This window comes from Chryseobacterium limigenitum (assembly GCF_900114875.1).
Taxonomy (GTDB): Bacteria; Bacteroidota; Bacteroidia; order Flavobacteriales; family Weeksellaceae; genus Chryseobacterium; species Chryseobacterium limigenitum.
Genome location: NZ_FPKW01000011.1, coordinates 76533 through 93928, shown reverse-complemented (window position 1 = coordinate 93928; position 17396 = coordinate 76533). Strand labels below are relative to the sequence as shown.

At 33.7% G+C, this 17396-nt stretch carries 15 protein-coding genes; 7 read left to right on the top strand and 8 right to left on the bottom strand.

What is annotated here, in order from left to right:
- Positions 1 to 7: 7 nt before the first annotated feature.
- The 3 genes from BT156_RS13995 to BT156_RS13985 are packed head-to-tail and all read left to right on the top strand — an operon-like array spanning position 8 to position 4784.
- Positions 8 to 3703 carry a phosphoribosylformylglycinamidine synthase gene (locus BT156_RS13995; RefSeq protein ID WP_072410923.1) on the top strand — a complete coding sequence of 1232 codons (3696 nt, stop codon included), beginning with the start codon at positions 8 to 10 and terminating at the stop codon, positions 3701 to 3703.
- On the top strand, positions 3681 to 4097 hold the full coding sequence (locus BT156_RS13990; RefSeq protein WP_072410922.1) for a barstar family protein: 417 nt from the start codon (positions 3681 to 3683) through the stop codon (positions 4095 to 4097). The genes BT156_RS13995 and BT156_RS13990 overlap by 23 nt, the downstream gene beginning before the upstream one ends.
- A 51-nt stretch (positions 4098 to 4148) precedes the next feature.
- Positions 4149 to 4784: an SGNH/GDSL hydrolase family protein gene (locus BT156_RS13985; protein ID WP_083582352.1), complete on the top strand. Its 636-nt coding sequence runs from the start codon at positions 4149 to 4151 to the stop codon at positions 4782 to 4784.
- 103 nt (positions 4785 to 4887) lie between these two features.
- Here the strand turns inward: BT156_RS13985 and BT156_RS13980 are convergent, their stop codons facing one another.
- Complete coding sequence (locus tag BT156_RS13980; RefSeq protein WP_072410921.1) at positions 4888 to 5244, bottom strand: diacylglycerol kinase; 357 nt, start codon at positions 5242 to 5244, stop codon at positions 4888 to 4890.
- Positions 5245 to 5328: 84 nt separating this feature from the next.
- Here BT156_RS13980 and BT156_RS13975 point away from each other — a divergent pair, with 84 nt between their 5' ends.
- The 4 genes from BT156_RS13975 (at position 5329) to BT156_RS13960 (ending at position 10755) form a co-directional block, all read left to right on the top strand.
- Positions 5329 to 5943 (top strand): hypothetical protein, encoded by a 615-nt coding sequence (locus BT156_RS13975; RefSeq protein WP_139255484.1) that lies wholly within the window; start codon positions 5329 to 5331, stop codon positions 5941 to 5943.
- 85 nt (positions 5944 to 6028) lie between these two features.
- Positions 6029 to 7159: a DNA polymerase III subunit beta gene (dnaN, locus tag BT156_RS13970; protein WP_072410919.1), complete on the top strand. Its 1131-nt coding sequence runs from the start codon at positions 6029 to 6031 to the stop codon at positions 7157 to 7159.
- 513 nt (positions 7160 to 7672) lie between these two features.
- Positions 7673 to 10075 (top strand): phenylalanine--tRNA ligase subunit beta, encoded by a 2403-nt coding sequence (pheT, locus tag BT156_RS13965; RefSeq protein ID WP_072410918.1) that lies wholly within the window; start codon positions 7673 to 7675, stop codon positions 10073 to 10075.
- 269 nt (positions 10076 to 10344) lie between these two features.
- Positions 10345 to 10755 (top strand): META domain-containing protein, encoded by a 411-nt coding sequence (locus BT156_RS13960; RefSeq protein WP_072410992.1) that lies wholly within the window; start codon positions 10345 to 10347, stop codon positions 10753 to 10755.
- Between the two features lie 48 nt (positions 10756 to 10803).
- On the opposite strand, the gene BT156_RS13955 is transcribed toward BT156_RS13960, so the two are convergent.
- The 7 genes from BT156_RS13955 to BT156_RS13925 form a co-directional block, all read right to left on the bottom strand.
- Positions 10804 to 11043: a hypothetical protein gene (locus tag BT156_RS13955; RefSeq protein ID WP_007845674.1), complete on the bottom strand. Its 240-nt coding sequence runs from the start codon at positions 11041 to 11043 to the stop codon at positions 10804 to 10806.
- A gap of 37 nt (positions 11044 to 11080) precedes the next feature.
- Positions 11081 to 12397 carry a hypothetical protein gene (locus BT156_RS13950; protein WP_072410917.1) on the bottom strand — a complete coding sequence of 439 codons (1317 nt, stop codon included), beginning with the start codon at positions 12395 to 12397 and terminating at the stop codon, positions 11081 to 11083.
- 106 nt (positions 12398 to 12503) lie between these two features.
- Entirely contained in the window at positions 12504 to 13394 is an 891-nt protein-coding gene (locus BT156_RS13945) for a 3-hydroxybutyryl-CoA dehydrogenase (RefSeq protein ID WP_170857321.1), read from the bottom strand.
- A gap of 13 nt (positions 13395 to 13407) precedes the next feature.
- Positions 13408 to 13818: a hypothetical protein gene (locus tag BT156_RS13940; RefSeq protein WP_072410912.1), complete on the bottom strand. Its 411-nt coding sequence runs from the start codon at positions 13816 to 13818 to the stop codon at positions 13408 to 13410.
- A 126-nt stretch (positions 13819 to 13944) separates the two neighbouring features.
- Positions 13945 to 14823, bottom strand: a complete 879-nt coding sequence (gene bla-A, locus BT156_RS13935; RefSeq protein WP_072410910.1) for a CGA/CIA family class A beta-lactamase — start codon at positions 14821 to 14823, stop codon at positions 13945 to 13947.
- A gap of 62 nt (positions 14824 to 14885) precedes the next feature.
- On the bottom strand, positions 14886 to 16616 hold the full coding sequence (locus tag BT156_RS13930) for a cellulase family glycosylhydrolase (RefSeq protein ID WP_072410908.1): 1731 nt from the start codon (positions 16614 to 16616) through the stop codon (positions 14886 to 14888).
- A gap of 31 nt (positions 16617 to 16647) precedes the next feature.
- Positions 16648 to 17391, bottom strand: a complete 744-nt coding sequence (locus BT156_RS13925; RefSeq protein ID WP_072410906.1) for a hypothetical protein — start codon at positions 17389 to 17391, stop codon at positions 16648 to 16650.
- Between the last annotated feature and the right edge of the window lie 5 nt (positions 17392 to 17396).

Genomic DNA, 17396 nt, shown 5'->3' with positions numbered 1-17396 from the left:
GCATCTAATGTCTAATAACAAAAGAATTTTCGTAGAAAAAAGAGGAATTTTCGATGTAGAAAGTCCAAAAATTTTTGATGAAGTAAAAGCGGTTGTTCCGTCGATCAAAAATGTGAAAGTGTACAATGTGTACGATATTTTCAATTTGAACGATGGTGAATTCGAAAAGGTTGTCAACAGCACTTTCGTAGACCCTGTTACTGATATTTTGCATGAAGAAAATCCTGCCGAAGGAATCCATTTTGCTATGGAATTTTTGCCGGGACAGTACGATCAGCGTGCCGATTCTGCTCAACAATGCATCGCTTTACTGACTGAAAATGAGAAGTCTAAAGTGAGAAGCGGGAAATTGATCGAGTTTGAAGGTGCTTCTGAAGCTGATTTAGCTAAGATCAAAGATCTTTTGATCAATAAAGTTGAATCTCAGGAAAAAGATTTATCTGTTTTAGATATTCCTGCGGATGAAATTCCGTCAAAGGTTTTAATTCACGAAAATTTCATCCATTTTAATGATGCTGAACTTGAAAATTTCTACAATAATCACGGTTTTGCTTTAGGATTAGATGATTTAAAATTCATTCAGGATTATTTTAAAACCGAAGAGAGAAATCCTACGGAAACTGAACTAAAAGTTTTAGATACGTATTGGAGTGACCATTGTCGTCACACAACGTTTGAAACAGAATTGTCAAATATTGAGTTTGAAGGACAGTTTAAACATACATTGGAAACTATTTTCAATGATTATATCGAAAAAAGAAAATTCTTAGGACGCGAATTGAAACCAATCTCTTTAATGGATCTGGCGACAGTTTGCGGAAGATATTTCCATAAAACAGGTAATTTGGAGAACTTGGTGGTTTCTGACGAGATCAACGCCTGTACCATCCAAATCGAAGCTGAATACGATGGTAAAAAAGAACCGTGGTATTTATTATTCAAAAACGAAACGCACAATCACCCGACAGAAATTGAACCTTTCGGAGGTGCTTCAACGTGTTTAGGTGGTGCGATCAGAGACCCTTTGTCCGGACGTTCTTACGTTTTTCAGGCGATGAGATTGACTGGGGCTGCTGATGTTTTGGAATCGGTTGACAAAACTTTACCGGGAAAATTACCTCAAAAAACAATCACAAAACAGGCTGCAAACGGATATTCTTCTTACGGTAACCAAATCGGTTTGGCGACTACGATGGTTTCCGAAATCTATGATGAAGGCTACAAAGCAAAAAGAATGGAAGTTGGTTTCGTTGCCGGAGCAGTTCCTGTGGATTGGGTAAGACGTGAAAAGCCTGAAGCTGGGGATTCTATCATCATTTTAGGGGGTGCAACTGGTCGTGATGGTGTTGGTGGAGCAAGCGGAAGTTCAAAAGAACAGGACGAAACTTCAATCCATACAATGAGTTCGGAAGTTCAGAAAGGAAATGCGGTTGAAGAACGTAAAATCCAGAGATTGTTCAGAAATCCTGAAGTGACGAGATTGATTAAAAAATCAAATGACTTCGGAGCTGGAGGTGTTTCTGTAGCAATCGGTGAAATCGCTGATTCTTTAGATATTAATTTAGATGTTTTACCTTTAAAATATGAAGGTTTGAACGGAACTGAATTGGCTATTTCTGAGTCTCAGGAGAGAATGGCGGTTGTGGTTGAACCAAAAGATAAAGAGCAGTTCATCAAGTTCTGTGAAGCTGAAAACATTGTTGCCGTTGAGGTTGCAAAAGTGACAGATTCAGGAAGAATGCAGATGTTCTGGAAAGGCGATAAAATTGTTGATCTTTCAAGAGAATTCCTTGATACTAATGGCTGTTCTAAAAGTCAGGAAGCTAAAATTACTCACCTTAATGAAGTAAAAGAAGAAACTCTATCATTTAATGAAGAGAATTTCTTAAAAATATTAGGTGATAAAAACGTTGCTTCTCAAAAAGGTTTGTTGGAAATGTTCGATTCTTCTATCGGTGCGACTACGGTTGCGATGCCTTTAGGCGGGAAATATCAGCAGACTTTGATGGAAGGAAGCGTTCAGACGTTACCAATCATCGGAGCAAAAAATATTGAAACGGTTTCTTTGGCAAGTTGGGGATTTGATGCGGAGATTTCTAAGCAGAATTCTTTGCTGGGAGCTTCTTACGCTGTCGTAGAGAGTGTTGCAAAAATCGTTGCGATGGGTGGCGATTACAAAAATATCAGATTCAGTTTTCAGGAATATTTTGAAAAATTAGGTCAGAATCCTGAGAAATGGGGTAAACCTTTAGCTTCTTTGTTGGGAGCTTATGATGCGCAGATCAATTTTGGTTTGGCTGCCATTGGAGGTAAAGACTCAATGAGTGGTACGTATCAGGATTTGAATGTTCCGCCAACGTTGATTTCTTTCGCTTGTGCGAACGGAGAAAAGAAAAATATTATCTCTCCTGAATTTAAAAACGAAGGAAATAAACTATATTTCTTCAATCATACCGCTCAGGAAAACGGACTTCCGAATTATGACGCTTTAAAAACTGTTTTTGAATTTATTTTCGAAAATATTAAGACTGGTAAAATTATTTCAGTTAAAACGATTAAAGAAGGTGGAGTTGCAGTTGCTTTAGCAAAAATGAGCTTCGGAAACAGATTAGGTGCTGAAATTACAGTAGATGAAAACGTTTTATTAACTAAAAATATCGGCAGCTTAATCATCGAATCTAAAGAAGAATTAAATGCTACAAATCTTCAATTGATTGGTAAGGTTGTTGTGGATGAAGTTTTAACTATCAACAAGCAACCGATAGCGATCAACAAACTTTTAGCTGCAAATACAAACACATTTGAAAATCTTTTCCCCACAGTTGAAAAAGAAAAATTGACGGTTAAAATTGATGAAAAATTAAACTCAATCAACCCTAGAAATATCATTATTAAAAAACACGGAATCGCTCAGCCAAAAGTATTCGCACCGGTTTTCCCGGGAACAAACTGTGAATATGATACGCTGAATGCTTTCGCAAAAGAAGGAGCGGTTGTCAAAAGCTTACCTTTAATCAATATCAACCATCAATTGTTGGATGAAAGTATTGATGCTTGGGTAGAGGAAATCAAAACTTCTCAGATTTTGGCTTTCTCAGGAGGTTTCTCTGCGGGTGACGAGCCGGATGGTTCTGCAAAATTCATCGTGAATGTGTTGAAAAACGAGAAGATGAGAAATGCAGTTCATGAATTGTTAGACAGAGACGGAATGATCATCGGGATCTGTAACGGTTTTCAGGCGTTGGTTAAATCTGGATTGTTGCCTTACGGAAGAATCAAAGATTTAGATGAAAATTCTCCAACGTTGGCTCACAACGCGATCAGAAGACACATTTCTCAGATGGTAAATGTGAAAGTTCTGAACGATGAATCGCCTTGGTTGAAAGGAATGAAAGGACAAGTGTTCACGATTCCTATTTCTCATGGTGAAGGTCGTTTCATGGCTTCGGAAGAGGAAATTCAGAAGTTGTACGAAAACGGGCAGATTGCAACGCAATACTTGGATTTAGAAGGAAACATCGCTCACGGAATGCCGTTCAATCCAAATAATTCATTGTTCGGAATTGAAGGAATTACCAGTCCATGCGGTAAGATTTATGGTAGAATGGGGCATCCTGAACGTTTTGCAGAAGGATTGATGAAGAATATTCCAACCGCCAATTATCACAATATATTTAAAAATGGAGTTGAGTACTTCAAATAATAATAAAAAGAAAATGACTGTCATTAATGGCAGTCATTTTTCAAATCTGGAAGGTTTCTACGAAGAAGTTTCTAAGGTCTTAACGAAAGATACCAATTGGAAAGTCGGAACGTTAGATGGTTTCAATGATATTTTATACGGTGGTTTTGGAATTTTTGAAAATTATGATGAAGTTCAAATTATTTGGAAAGATTCTCAGAAATCAAAAAAAGATTTGGGGTTTGAATTGACGAAAGAATTTTACGAAAATAAAATCAAGCAGGGAAAACCTTTTAATGTAGAATTAATTCAAGATAAATTAAATGAATTGATTGATGGAAAAGGGCAAACTTTATTCGATATTTTAATTGAAATTATAGAAGAGCATCAAAATATTACGTTAATTTTGGATTGATGATTAGTTATAAATGATCAGCGATAAATTATAAATGATACTAAAAGTAAAATGAAGAAAATGATATATGGATTGTTCTTTGGTGACAGCATAACTTACGGAGAATATGACGGAGTTTTTGGTGGTTGGGTTGATATTCTGAAAAGATATGCTTTGCAGAAGTACAATGAAGGAGAAGGTAATGAATTGATTCTTTTTAATCTCGGAATTGGTGGCGAAACAACAGAAAGTTTGGTTAAAAGAATTCCACATGAAATGGCGGCGAGAAATTCTGCCGAAGGAAATGTTGTTTTCATCGGTTATGGAGCAAACGATTTAGCTATAAAAAATGGAATTCAGATGGTAAATCCTGAAAATTTCAAAACTAATATTTTGACTGCAATTCAACACGCAAAACAATATTCAAAGGATATTTACCTGATAAGTATTCTTCCATTTTCTAAAAAAGTGGATGGAGTAGTCGTCGCTTCGGGAAAATTGAGAACGAATGAAGAAGTTGTGATTTACAATCAGATTCTTAAAGATATTGCGACTGAAAACTCATTAATTTATATTGATTTTTATTCAGCTTTTTTACAGGATAAAGAAATTGTACTTTCTGCAGACGGGGTTCATCCCAACGAAAGAGGCTACGGAATGATGGCCGAAATTGCAATTCCAATCATTGAAAAATATTTAGAATTTTAAACACAAATAATCACTAATTTTTTCGCAAATAACACAATCATTTGTGCAAATCAGTACAATCTGTGGTAGAAAAAGACTTTTTTGTAGGAGCTGGTTGAAAAAATCAATTAAAAATATACTTCCAATACACCAAGACTCCTGTAACAACCGACAAAATTGCCGTTAACATTACCGCTCCCGCAGAAATATCCTTGATAAAACCAATTCTTTTATCAAATTCAGGTTGAATAAAGTCACAAATTTTCTCAATCGCTGTATTAAAAATTTCAGCACTTAAAACTCCGAAAGAAACGATAAGGATTATGATCGTATCAATATTGGAAAGTTGGAAATAGAAAATCAATATAATATTAATAAAGAAGGCTAAAACCTCCAATTGAAAGTTTCTTTCCGTTTTCAGCATTAAAAAAACACCTCGAAAAGCATTAAAAAAACTCTTATAGATGGGTGGTTTTCGCATGATTTGTTTTTACAAATATAAGAACTTGAATTTTGATGATAATTATTAAATCCATTATCTTTGAAAAATTTTAAAAACAAAACCATGAAGAAAAATTTATTGGCCATGTTGCTTATTCTTATCTCAAATTTGCTTTTTTCACAGGATTATAAAAAGAAAATTGCTAAAGCTACCTGCGATTGTGTAGCTAAAGTGCAAAATGAAAACAAAGGTGAAAAAACAAAGGAAGCTCAGCTGGGACTTTGTATGATATCGTCTTCAATGCCTTATGCAAAAGAGCTTAAAAAAGACTATGGCATTGATATTGAAAATATTACAGATGAAAGTAGTGATAAGGCATTTGAAAATTTAGGGAGTACAATCGGATTGATGATGACTACAGAATGTTCTGATGTGTTTTTAAAGATAATGGATGATACCGATGAAAATAGTGACGCGACATCTGAATTATTATTAAACGGAACCATTACCAAGATTGAGAAAGAGAATTTCGTGATATTTCATGTGGTAGGAGAAAATAAAAATTTAACCAAGTTTTATTGGGTTTCCAATATTGAATCAAATCTTGATCTTCCTAAAGAATATAATTTGCTAATCAATAAAAAAGTTAGCATCAGCTATTACACAACTGAGATCTTCGATGCAAAAATTAATGATTACAGAAATCTGAATATTATTTCAAGTCTGAAAACAGATTAATGATATTTGTTAAAAACTACTGGACATTATTTTTTTCAGTCTTACATCTATTTGTTATATTTGTACAAACTTATTTTATAAATCTATGAAATTTATTATTTCAAGTGGAGAACTGCAGAAAGCATTGCAAACTGTAAGTGGCGTAATATCAAGCTCTCAATCGAGACCTATTTTAGAAAACTATCTTTTTGAGTTAAATGAAAATAATGTTACCATTACAGCATCTGATGGCGAAACAACTCTTGTAACTTCTTTGGAAGTGAAGTCTGATGATTCGGGGAAGTTTGCTGTGCCTGCTAAAATTTTTCAGGATTTTATCAAGACCTATGGCGAACAGCCTTTAACATTTTCTGTAAAAGATAATGACGAGGGAACCGGAAGTCAGCTTGAGATTTTAGATGAAAAAGATAATTTCGCAGTAGCTTTGGACAATGCCGATGATTATCCGGAATTGCCGGAATTTGATGCTGCCCAAAGTGTAACAATGTCTGCGGGAGTTTTATCTGAAGCTCTTACAAACACACTTTTTGCTACAAGTAACGACTCTCTTCGCCCTGTAATGACGGGAGTTCTTTTCCAGTTTGGAGAAAATGAAACAAACTTTGTTTCTACAGATTCTCACAGATTGGTTGTGTACAAAAGAATGGACTTAATGAATGCTGAACCAATGGAATTCATTATGCCTAAAAAACCTCTGAACATTTTCAAAAATATCTTGGCAAGTTCTAATGAAGATGTAACCATCGATTTCAACGAGAATATGGCTAAGTTTACTTTTGGTAAGCATATCTGGATCTGTAGACTGATCGACGGAAAATATCCTAACTATACAGCGGTAATTCCTAAAGAAAACCCGAATGTATTAACGATCAACAGAAATCTTTTATTAGGAGCAATCAAAAGAGCATCTATCATGTCTAATAAATCTACCAATCAGGTTAGATTTAAATTGTCGGCAAACATTCTTCACCTTCACGCAGAAGATACGGAATATGCAAACAAAGCAGATATGCAGATTCCTTGCGACTATAACGGAGAAGATATCAACATCGGGTTTAGCTCTAAGTTTTTAACTGAAATGTTGACAATTCTTGGTTCAGACGATATCACAATGAAAATGTCTCAGCCAAACAGACCGGGAATTATTGAACCTCTGGATGGTCTTGAAGAAAACGAAAATATCTTAATGTTATCAATGCCTGTAATTGGATTGTAATATTAATTTATATAAAATATGTAAAGAGGTTTTGATTTTCAAAGCCTCTTTTCTTTTTTGGGAGCTTAATCCCGCTTTTCACTATATCTTTTTGGTTACGGGCTCCGCTTCGCTTCGCCCGCAACCAAAAAGGATGCCGTTGCAATCGGGGCTAGGGATGTGTTCAACAACATAAACATTTGAAAATAGCCACGATTTTGTCATGCTGGAAGCACCTAAATGCAGTATTGGAAAAGATTCTGGAAAGATTCGCGTCTGGATGCTTTCAGCATGGCAAACTTGATGGGAAATCTCGCAGATATTTACGCTTATAGATCTGTGCAAATTTGTGAAAATCTGTGGTCAATTAAAAGTAATCAAGATTAAAAATAAAATCTGCAAAATCTACGATTGTAAGGAAAATCATTGAGAGAAAATTAACCTCTTAAAATATCTTATAAATTTCGGTATTTCTTAAAAAAACACGACATTTGTAACTCGAAAAATTCAAATAAAATTTTCAAAATTTAATAAATGAAGATATCAAATAACTGGCTGAAAGATTATATAAAAACGGAATTAAAACCTGAAAGAATTGGTGAATTCCTTACTGATATCGGTCTTGAGGTTGAAGGGATAGATAAATTTGAAAGTATCAAAGGAAGCTTAGAAGGGATCATCGTGGGTAAAGTTTTAACTTGCGAGAAACACCCTAATGCAGACAAATTGAATAAAACAACAGTAGACGTAGGAAACGGAAAGGTGTTAAACATCGTTTGCGGTGCTCCGAATGTTGCTGCCGGACAAACTGTTCCTGTTGCGGTTGTCGGAACCAGGATCTATGATAAAGATGGCGGATTTTTTGAGATCAAGGAAGCGAAAATCAGAGGCGAGGTTTCTCAGGGGATGATTTGTGCTGAGGACGAATTAGGTCTTAGCAACGATCACGGAGGGATTATGGTTTTAGATGAAGAGAAATATGAAGTAGGAAAGAATTTTGCTGATTATTTTGAATTGACAAACGATGAAGTTTTCGAAATCGGATTAACGCCAAACAGAACCGATGCAATGTCTCATTACGGGGTTGCGAGAGATCTATTTGCTTTCCTTTCAACAAATAAGCAGAAGTCAGAATTTGAAAAAGTGAGTTCTGAATCTTTAAATAATGAAGGTTCTCACAGCTTTACGTTAGAAGTTGAAGACGCAGAATTATGTCCAAGATATATCGGTGCTGTGATCGAAGATGTAAAAGTTGCAGAATCTCCGGCTTGGCTGAAGAACAGATTAAAAGCAATCGGATTAAGTCCGATCAACAATATTGTAGACATTACAAACTATGTTCTTCACGGTTTAGGTCAGCCGCTTCACGCTTTTGATGCAGATAAAATTGCAGATAAAAAAGTGAAAGTGGGAACCGTAAAAGAAGGAACAAAATTCACGACTTTAGATGGTGTTGAAAGAACTTTGAACGGTTCTGAGATTATCATCAAAGACGGAAAAGATAATCCGATGTGTATCGCCGGAGTTTTCGGTGGAGCTAATTCAGGTGTTTCTAATGAGACCAAGACTATTTTCCTGGAAAGCGCTTATTTTAATCCGGTAGCGGTAAGAAAAGGGGCAAAATTCCACGGTTTGAATACGGACGCATCTTTCAGATTTGAAAGAGGGGTGGATCCAAATATCACAAGAACTGCTATTACTCACGCAATCAAAATGATTCAGGAATTAGCTGGCGGAAAATTGACAGGAGATTTGTTGGAAGAATATCCAAAGAAAATCGAAGACAATTATGTGATCATCAGATTCTCAAAAATCGAACAAATCTTAGGAACAAAGATTCACAGAGAAAAGGTAAAAGAAATTTTAAAAGCTCTTGAAATTCAGGTTTTAAATGAAATTCAGAATGGTTTTGAAATCTCCGTTCCTGCTTACAGAGCAGATGTTACGAGAGAAATCGATGTTATTGAAGAGATTTTAAGAATCTACGGATATAACAAGATCGAGGCTCCACAAAAGATATCTTTCACGCCTGTGAAGTTAAGCGCAAAAGATCAGGACGAATTGGAAAACAACTGGGCAAGAACTTTACAGGGTCTTGGTTTCAATGAAGTGATGAACAATTCATTAACATCTGTGAAAGATGAAACTGATGCTGTAAGGCTTTTAAATCCATTAAGTAATGATTTGGCATTCATGAGAAAGTCTTTATTAGAAGGGCTTCTTGAAAATGCTATTTACAATATCAACAGAAAAAATCAGGATATCAAATTCTTTGAATTCGGAAAAATTTATCACAAAAAAGATAAATATGAAGAAAGAAAGCAAATGGCTATCTTAATTTCAGGAAGAAATGTTACTGAAAACTGGTTACAGCCAAAATCTGCGACAGATTTCTATAATTTAAAAGCTTACGTAAAAGTTTTATTAGAAAGATTAGCAGTTGATTATAAGGAGGTTGCTTTATCTGACGATAGATTTTCTGATGCTTTAGCATATGAAGCTGACGGAAAAGTTTTGGTAAGAATAGGGAAAGTAGCTCCTCAGATGTTGAAAGATTTCGATATTGATCAGGAGTGTTTCTATGCTGAAATTGAGTTGGAATTGGCTCAGGAATTACGTTCTACAAATGAATTGAAATTTAAAGATATTCCAAAATTCAACAAGATCAGAAGAGATTTAGCTTTATTGATTGATAAAACCATCACGTATCAGGAACTTTACGAGACTGCTAGAAAGAATAAGTCACCATTCATCAAAAACATTAATTTATTTGATGTTTATGAAGGGAAAAATCTTCCGGAAGGCAAGAAATCTTATGCAATGAGTTTTGAATTATTAAATGAAGAGAAAACATTAGAAGAAAAAGAAATTTCTCATGTAATGGATTCTTTAATTAAATCGTTCCAAAAGGAATTTAATGCAGAATTAAGATCTTAATATAAATACAACATTAAAAATTATATATTTTAGAACGGACTTTTTTTAGTCCGTTTTTTTTGTTTTTTAAACAAATGTAATTTCATAGGAATTTAAGCTAATTTTTTATAATGTGATTAAATGGAAAGATGTACAATTATATTTGATTATTGGATGGTTTTTACGAAAAAATATTAGTAAAATTTGTGTTTAACGAAACAATAAAAACCTCTGAAACCCGTTTAAATAATATAATTTCCGTAAATTTGATTAAATCAAAAAAGAAAAAAATGAAAAATCTTTTTTTAAGTATATGTGCAGCAGCGGTTTTGGCATCGTGTGGTACAATGTCTAGTCCATCTGCTTCTAAAGTAGGAAAATCTCAGCCTTCACTGGCAAATACAAAATGGACATTGGCAGATAATGTAAAAGGAAAAGTTCCGACTTTAAACATCGAAGGCGAAAAAATCAATGGAAATGCAGGATGTAATAATTATTTCGGAACTGCAAAAGTAGATATAGTTACAGGTAGTTTTTCTGCCGGGCAAATGGGCTCTACAAGAATGGCATGCGATAATATGAGCGTAGAGCAGAATTTTATGGATATGGTAGGAAAGGCTAATAAATATGTGGTTTCCGGAAATACCTTAGAATTATATAAAGACAATCTTTTATTATTGAAATTCAATAAAGCAGAATAAATAAAAAGGAACTCAATTTGAGTTCCTTTTTTTATGTTTAGATATTTCTTATTCTTCCTCTTCTTCGTCGTACTTAGCCAACTCCTCATCACACCATTTGAATGCAGCTTCTACCACTTTAGTAGCCTCATCTGCCATAGTTTCTTCATCATCCCCTTCCAAATCATCTAACCACTCAACTTCTTCTTCCTCAACGTTTAAGATAAATCTTGGATATTCTGTATGAACTACGAATAAATCTTCAGGAAATTCCGAATTATCTGCTAATAAAAACTTTGGTAACTTCATTTTTTTAATGTTTTAACTTTAACCAAAGATAATAAAATTATTGATACTTGTTCTTGTCGATCTTAATTTTTTGCAAAACTTTATAGCGTGTAAGGGTTGTTCTTTTTAAAGTATCTTCAGGTTTAAAAGTAAGGCTTACCTGAGGGTTTATGGTACTTATTAATTCCGCAACCTGTATCTTTTCTAAATCTTTTTCTTCGATAATAAAAAACTGTAAAGGAACTTTGTCTAACTTTTCAGACTGTAAAAATTGGGTAATTTCTTTTCTGTTTTCAAGATAATTTCCTTTTGAAAGCCATGTAAATGCTGCACCTGAAAGTAAACTTAAAGCTCCAATAACATACACTTTAAGATTAAATATCTGGAATAATTTCCTGAAATAAACAATCCAGATCGGTAAACTGAAAGGAGCCATTAATCTGTAATCTATCGGATTTACAGAATAAAAATATTGGATAAAATAAGAACATATAATTCCAATAACACTCACAAAAACATAGAAAAATTCAGGATCTGAAAGCTTCTTTTTTACAAATAAGCAGATGATCAGAAGAATATTAACAAAACCAATTCCGTAAATAATATAATTAATTTTTCCTCCTCCCGGATTTGCAATGTGAATAAACGGATTAAATGTTGTACATAACCCTTGGAATAACTCAACCAACAGCTGAGAAGTAGGGTGGAGCCCCATTTCTAAAAATGTTTTTACATAATCTGCATTAAAATAATCAATAAAGAGAAATTTATATAAAACAATGAAAACACAGCTTATTGCAGCAGAGATTATAAAAGAGAAGGAGTATTTTCTTTTCCAGAAAATAAGTCCGTAAAGTCCGGTTCCTGCGATGATAAACAGGGCGCTGTACCGTATGTTATAAAGAGCGATTAAAGCCAATGAAAGGTAAAAAACAGCTTTCCATTTTTCTAATTTTCCTATAATAACAAGCATTGCTGTGTATAAAAAAAGAAATACAAAAGGCAGAATTAGCTCTTCACTCATCGTATACGAGTAGATCGAAAGAAAACTGAATAAAGCACTTAAAATAATCGTTTCTCTGAAATAAAATTTCTTTTTCCAAGCAAAACAAATGATAAAAAGAAATGCTAAAATACCTACGACTTTACTACTCCAAAATTCATCAAACCCGAAAAAGGTGAAAAATTTAATGCTTAAAGGATATCCTAACGGCGTTGTGGTATTATCAATTATCGGAAAAACATGAGCCGCTCTCATGTATCTTATTGAATCCGGATTTAGACGGCCTTTTTCATTCAGTAAAAAACGGAAAATGGTCATCACTAAAGTAATGATGACCATTGATATCTGAATATGTTTCTCTTTAAATTTCATCGAAGAAAAATAGTGAATTTTGCAATACAAGTCAATTTTTCTTCTAACCGAATTATTTCATGTCAATTTTAAAAATTCAGAATTGACAATTCACTCATTCACCTTTTTATTTTGCAAACATCTTAGCAACTTTTTCTGCCTTTTTGCTTTCAGAATAGTCGTAGAAACCTTCTCCGGATTTCACGCCTAATTTTCCGGCCATTACCATGTTTACCAACAATGGATTTGGAGCGTATTTAGGATTTTTGAAACCGTCGTACATTACATTTAAAATAGCTAAACAAACATCAAGACCGATGAAATCTGCCAATTGAAGAGGTCCCATCGGATGAGCCATACCTAATTTCATTACGGTATCAATCTCCTCAACACCAGCAACGCCGTTGTAAAGTGTTTCGATAGATTCGTTGATCATCGGCATCAAAATTCTGTTTGCCACAAAACCCGGGTAATCGTTAACCTCTACAGGCACTTTTCCTAACGTTTTACTCATATCATAAATGATATCAAAAGTTTCTTTAGAAGTGGAATATCCTTTAATAATTTCAACCAATTTCATGATTGGAACGGGATTCATAAAGTGCATTCCGATCACTTTATCGGCTCTTTTTGTAGCAGCAGCGATTTTAGTGATAGAAATTGAAGAAGTATTGGTTGCCAGAATACAGTTTTCAGGAGCCAATTCGTCCATTTGAGCGAATATTTTTAACTTTAATTCCTGATTTTCTGTTGCAGCTTCTACAATTAGATCTGCTTCTGTTGCAGCATTTTTAAGTTCCGTGAAAGTAGTTATGTTACCTAAAGTTTCTGCTTTTTGCCCTTCAGTAAGGTTACCTTTAGCGATGATTCTGTCAAGATTGGTTGTAATAGTTTTTAAACCTCTGTCCAAAGCATCCTGAGATACGTCTACTAAATTTACTTTAAAACCGCTTTGAGCGAAAGTATGTGCAATACCATTTCCCATGGTTCCGGCTCCGATAACTACGATGTTTTTGATCATTTTCCTTAAATTATTTTTTATAGATAGTTAAATTTCTTGCGTTGGATAAGTCGGTTTTTTTTACAGTTTGTGTTTCATCAAAACCTACCGTTCCGTCATGATTCTTCTTTCTTGCGTTATTTTGAGTTTCAATGGCAGATTGCAGACCTTTTGTAAAAGCAAGAGCCTGTTTTTTTGAAAAGCTGTCAGTTCCGATATATAAATGGAATTCACCTTCTCTTCCCAGCCCGCTTTGTTTGTAAATCTCCAGATTTTTAATTTTATTTTTTTTCTGAAATTGTTTTACATAATTCATTACAGGATCTGTTGATGGAGTACCGCAACAAATGCTTCCGTATCTTATCTGTAAATAGTTTTCACTTTTCTGTGCCCAAAAGAATGAAAAACTAAATATTCCTGCAATTAATAATATTTTTTTCATATTGATTTTTTTATTTGATAAAGTAAAACTCAATTAACGTGCCTTTGTTATTTCGTAGAAATTTTCAATGACCATTTTGAATGTTTAAACTCACTTTAAAAACGGTTTAAAAATAAGCTTTAAAATTTACTTATTAAAATGATCCCAAACACTTTTAGAAATATCAGAAATAATCTTGCAGTTTACGGCATCGGTTTCTGTAGAATTGCTTACAAATAAGGCAATTGCGTAATGTTTTCCGTTGGGTAAAGTTACAATTCCTATTTCATTTTCGGCACCTGTAAGTCCGTCTTTATTCTTTCCGGAAGATCCCGTTTTGCGGGCTACAGGAGTGTTTTTTGGCAATTGTTCTACCATTTTATTCAATCCTGTTTTTGTTCCGAGCATTACTTTCATCAGATAGTCTGTAGATTTTTTAGAAAGTAATTTTCCGTCATAGAATTTTTTCAGAACCTGAACCGCAGAATTGGTCGTGCTGTAATTTTCATACTGTGCCTGCCAATCTTTATGCATCTCTTCTTCATTAAATTTTATCTGAAAACCTTTTACGCCTTTAGAATCCATGAATTTTTGAACAGTTTGCGTACCTCCAATTAATTTTAAAAGAATATCACAACCATTATTATCGCTCATAGCAACGGTCTGATCAATAATTTCGCTTAACGGAACTTCCGCATTTTTGTCTTTATATTTATCGCGAAGAGGCGACCATGTATTTTCTAATAAATTTGATTTATCCAGTAAAATTTTCTTATCTAAAGACAGTTTCCCTTTATCAACAAGATCTAAAACAGCCGCCGCAATATGAAACTTAAAAACACTTTGCATCGGAAGTTTTTTCTCGCCATTTTTATTGTATTTAAAACCATTTTCAAATCCTAAAACTGAAACGGCTACCGTTGCTTTTTTGTCTTTAATGATTGAGTTGATCTTCTTTTCTAAAACTGATTGCTGAGCGAACGTAAACGCCGAAATCAAAAGAAAAAGAAATTTGATTTTTTTCATAATATTTGGTATTAAAAAATCCCTTTTAGAAATTAAAAGGGATTTGCAATTTAAGACAATTATTATTTTATTTCAAAATAATTAAGATTAACTCCGTCGTTTTCAAAAATTATTCTGATCTTATTTTCTCCTTTTTTAAGGTTAATGCCTGTAGCAGAGACGGTTTTCCATGTTTCATTTCCGCCTGTAGAATTTAAAGAAAAGGTTGCCAGCTGCTTTCCTGAAGTATCCTCAATTCTGATTTTACCATTGTTATTACTTGAATATCTGATGTCAAAACTATAGCTTTTATCGGCTTTTACATTGATGGTGTATTGCAGCCATTCTCCCGATTCTGTTTTTCCAACGTAATATTGATTGGTGATTTTGTCTTTACATTGATAAATATCAACACCGTCATTTCTCATTTGATTTCCTGAATTCCATTCAGATCTTTTGGCAGGATCGCTTACCCAAAGATTGATGAAATCTTTATCTAAATATGCCGTGCCCATTCTTCCCAAATCATAATCCGAAGCAAAAATTCTTCCCGGAACCTGATTGTTTTTAAACGGCTTTGTAGATCCGTCTGTTGTCTGTCTGAACATCGCATCAATCACATCATTTTTAATTTCAGTGTTAGTGAATTTATAATTGTCAGCAATTTTCATTAAAGCTTTTGTTGCGAATTCTTTCGTTGGTTTTTCACCTCCTTTCGTCCAGTAATCCAATAGTTTTTGATAATCCGGAGTGATCTTTACATTGGTAATTCCTGCGATATTATCGATTTTTTTCATTGGCCAGAATGCATATCCGATGTTGTATTTGTCCAAAAGCTGGATCAATTCTGTAAACCAGACATTAGAATTTTCTCCTGTTTCACCCAGCCAGATTGGCATATTATGCTTTTCTCTGAGATCTAATGCATTTTTTATTGTTGCGTCATCATTATAATTCCAGTATTTATGGAAACTGAATGCCATATTATCGTCCCAAATCGGAGTTAATCCGTTATAATTATTTCCCCATCCGTTTCCTTCAAGAAAGATGATATGCTTTTTGTCAACCTGACGAATGGTTTCTGTAATATCTTTTTGTAATTTCCAAAGGGGAGCATTAGACATTTCATCTGTTCCGTTCGGGTTTTTTCCTGTGAAATTAATGTTGGGCTCATTAATTAAGTCATAACCGCCGATCCAAGGCTCGTCTTTATATCTTTCTGCTAATTTTTTCCAAAGAGCGATTGTTTTTTTCTGATTCTCTTCGCTTTCCCAAAGTGACGGTTTTGATTTGTCATTATCAGAAATATTCACATCATTTCCCTGTCCGCCCGGTGCAGCATGAAGATCTAGAATTAAATACATTTTATTATCTGCGCACCATTTTAAAAGATTATCTGTCATTTTAAAACCTTCTTCCAGCCATGTGTTCTGACCTTTTACTGATTCTTTTTCAATCGGCAAAGTGTACAAATTATAATGCATCGGAAGTCTTATCGAATTAAATCCTGCCTTTTTCAGGAAATCAATATCCTGCTTTGTGATTCCGTTTTTTAAATAGGCTTTATAGAAATCATTCATTCCTTTTTCACCGATCAATTCTGCGATTTTCTCTTTGATTTTGTATTGCGGACCGGCAAAATCAGCAGTTTTCAGCATATATCCTTCCTGCAGCATCCATCCTCCTAAACCGAGACCTCTTAATTGAATATTTTCACCTTTATCATTAACGATTTTCTGACCATTTGTTTTTAAAAGCTGCGATGTCCCAGATTGAGACAATAAAAGACCGGATAATAGGATGGCTCTTTTCATAGTTTTGATTTAAATATTTATAAGGATTTTTTTAGTTGTAGCTGATATTTGCTTCCATGTAAGAATCTACATTGATGCCGTTAATTTTAGCAGGAATCCATTTTGTATGTAAAACGAAGTTTTTCAATTGTTGATTGAATTGTTTTTCAAATATATTGTTTTTTTTATTCTCAAAGCTACTTTCTATTGATAAATCTTTAATTTCACCATTTTTCGTAAGAATGAAATTTGCAGAAGTAGAGGAATAAAATTCTTGGTTAGTTTTGTTGATGTAGTTTTTCGGAAGAGGATATTGAAAGAAATAATTTTTCTGTATTTTATCGAATTGATTGTCATAAGATGAATTGGGAATTCTTGTGGTCATATCACATTCTTCGTAAGAAAAAACTTCTTCAGGATGATTTTTTACAAATTGTTGTTTAGCAATATATTTTAAAGAATCGATGAAATTTTTGCCAAATTTGTTCTCAATAAGCCTATTCATTTCTGTTTCTCTACAATTCTCATATTTACCATTTAGATAACGAATACAGGAAAGTGAAATTTTGTTGGCTTTAATGTTTTTTTGATGTAAAAGCTGTATAAACTCTTTTTCACCTAGATAGTCATAACCTAAACCTGAAAATAGGGTCCATGTATAATTTTTATAATGAAAATCATTTTGTGCCTGTCTTTTTTCATAATTACAATCTATCTCGTAACCATTTTTCGTTTGATTACAAGATAGAATTGTAATTAATATTGAGAATGAAAATAGAGCTGGTTTTATTTTCAAAATTG

Excerpts from the sequence above, each read along its gene's own strand:
- BT156_RS13940 (WP_072410912.1), bottom strand. The coding sequence starts at position 13,818 with ATGAAAAAAATATTATTAATTGCAGGAATATTTAGTTTTTCATTCTTT.
- BT156_RS13960 (WP_072410992.1), top strand. The coding sequence starts at position 10,345 with ATGAAAAATCTTTTTTTAAGTATATGTGCAGCAGCGGTTTTGGCATCG.
- BT156_RS13980 (WP_072410921.1), bottom strand. The coding sequence starts at position 5,244 with ATGCGAAAACCACCCATCTATAAGAGTTTTTTTAATGCTTTTCGAGGT.
- BT156_RS13975 (WP_139255484.1), top strand. The coding sequence starts at position 5,329 with ATGAAGAAAAATTTATTGGCCATGTTGCTTATTCTTATCTCAAATTTG.
- bla-A (WP_072410910.1), bottom strand. The coding sequence starts at position 14,823 with ATGAAAAAAATCAAATTTCTTTTTCTTTTGATTTCGGCGTTTACGTTC.
- BT156_RS13950 (WP_072410917.1), bottom strand. The coding sequence starts at position 12,397 with ATGAAATTTAAAGAGAAACATATTCAGATATCAATGGTCATCATTACT.
- BT156_RS13955 (WP_007845674.1), bottom strand. The coding sequence starts at position 11,043 with ATGAAGTTACCAAAGTTTTTATTAGCAGATAATTCGGAATTTCCTGAA.
- dnaN (WP_072410919.1), top strand. The coding sequence starts at position 6,029 with ATGAAATTTATTATTTCAAGTGGAGAACTGCAGAAAGCATTGCAAACT.
- BT156_RS13995 (WP_072410923.1), top strand. The coding sequence starts at position 8 with ATGTCTAATAACAAAAGAATTTTCGTAGAAAAAAGAGGAATTTTCGAT.
- pheT (WP_072410918.1), top strand. The coding sequence starts at position 7,673 with ATGAAGATATCAAATAACTGGCTGAAAGATTATATAAAAACGGAATTA.
- BT156_RS13930 (WP_072410908.1), bottom strand. The coding sequence starts at position 16,616 with ATGAAAAGAGCCATCCTATTATCCGGTCTTTTATTGTCTCAATCTGGG.
- BT156_RS13985 (WP_083582352.1), top strand. The coding sequence starts at position 4,149 with ATGAAGAAAATGATATATGGATTGTTCTTTGGTGACAGCATAACTTAC.
- BT156_RS13990 (WP_072410922.1), top strand. The coding sequence starts at position 3,681 with ATGGAGTTGAGTACTTCAAATAATAATAAAAAGAAAATGACTGTCATT.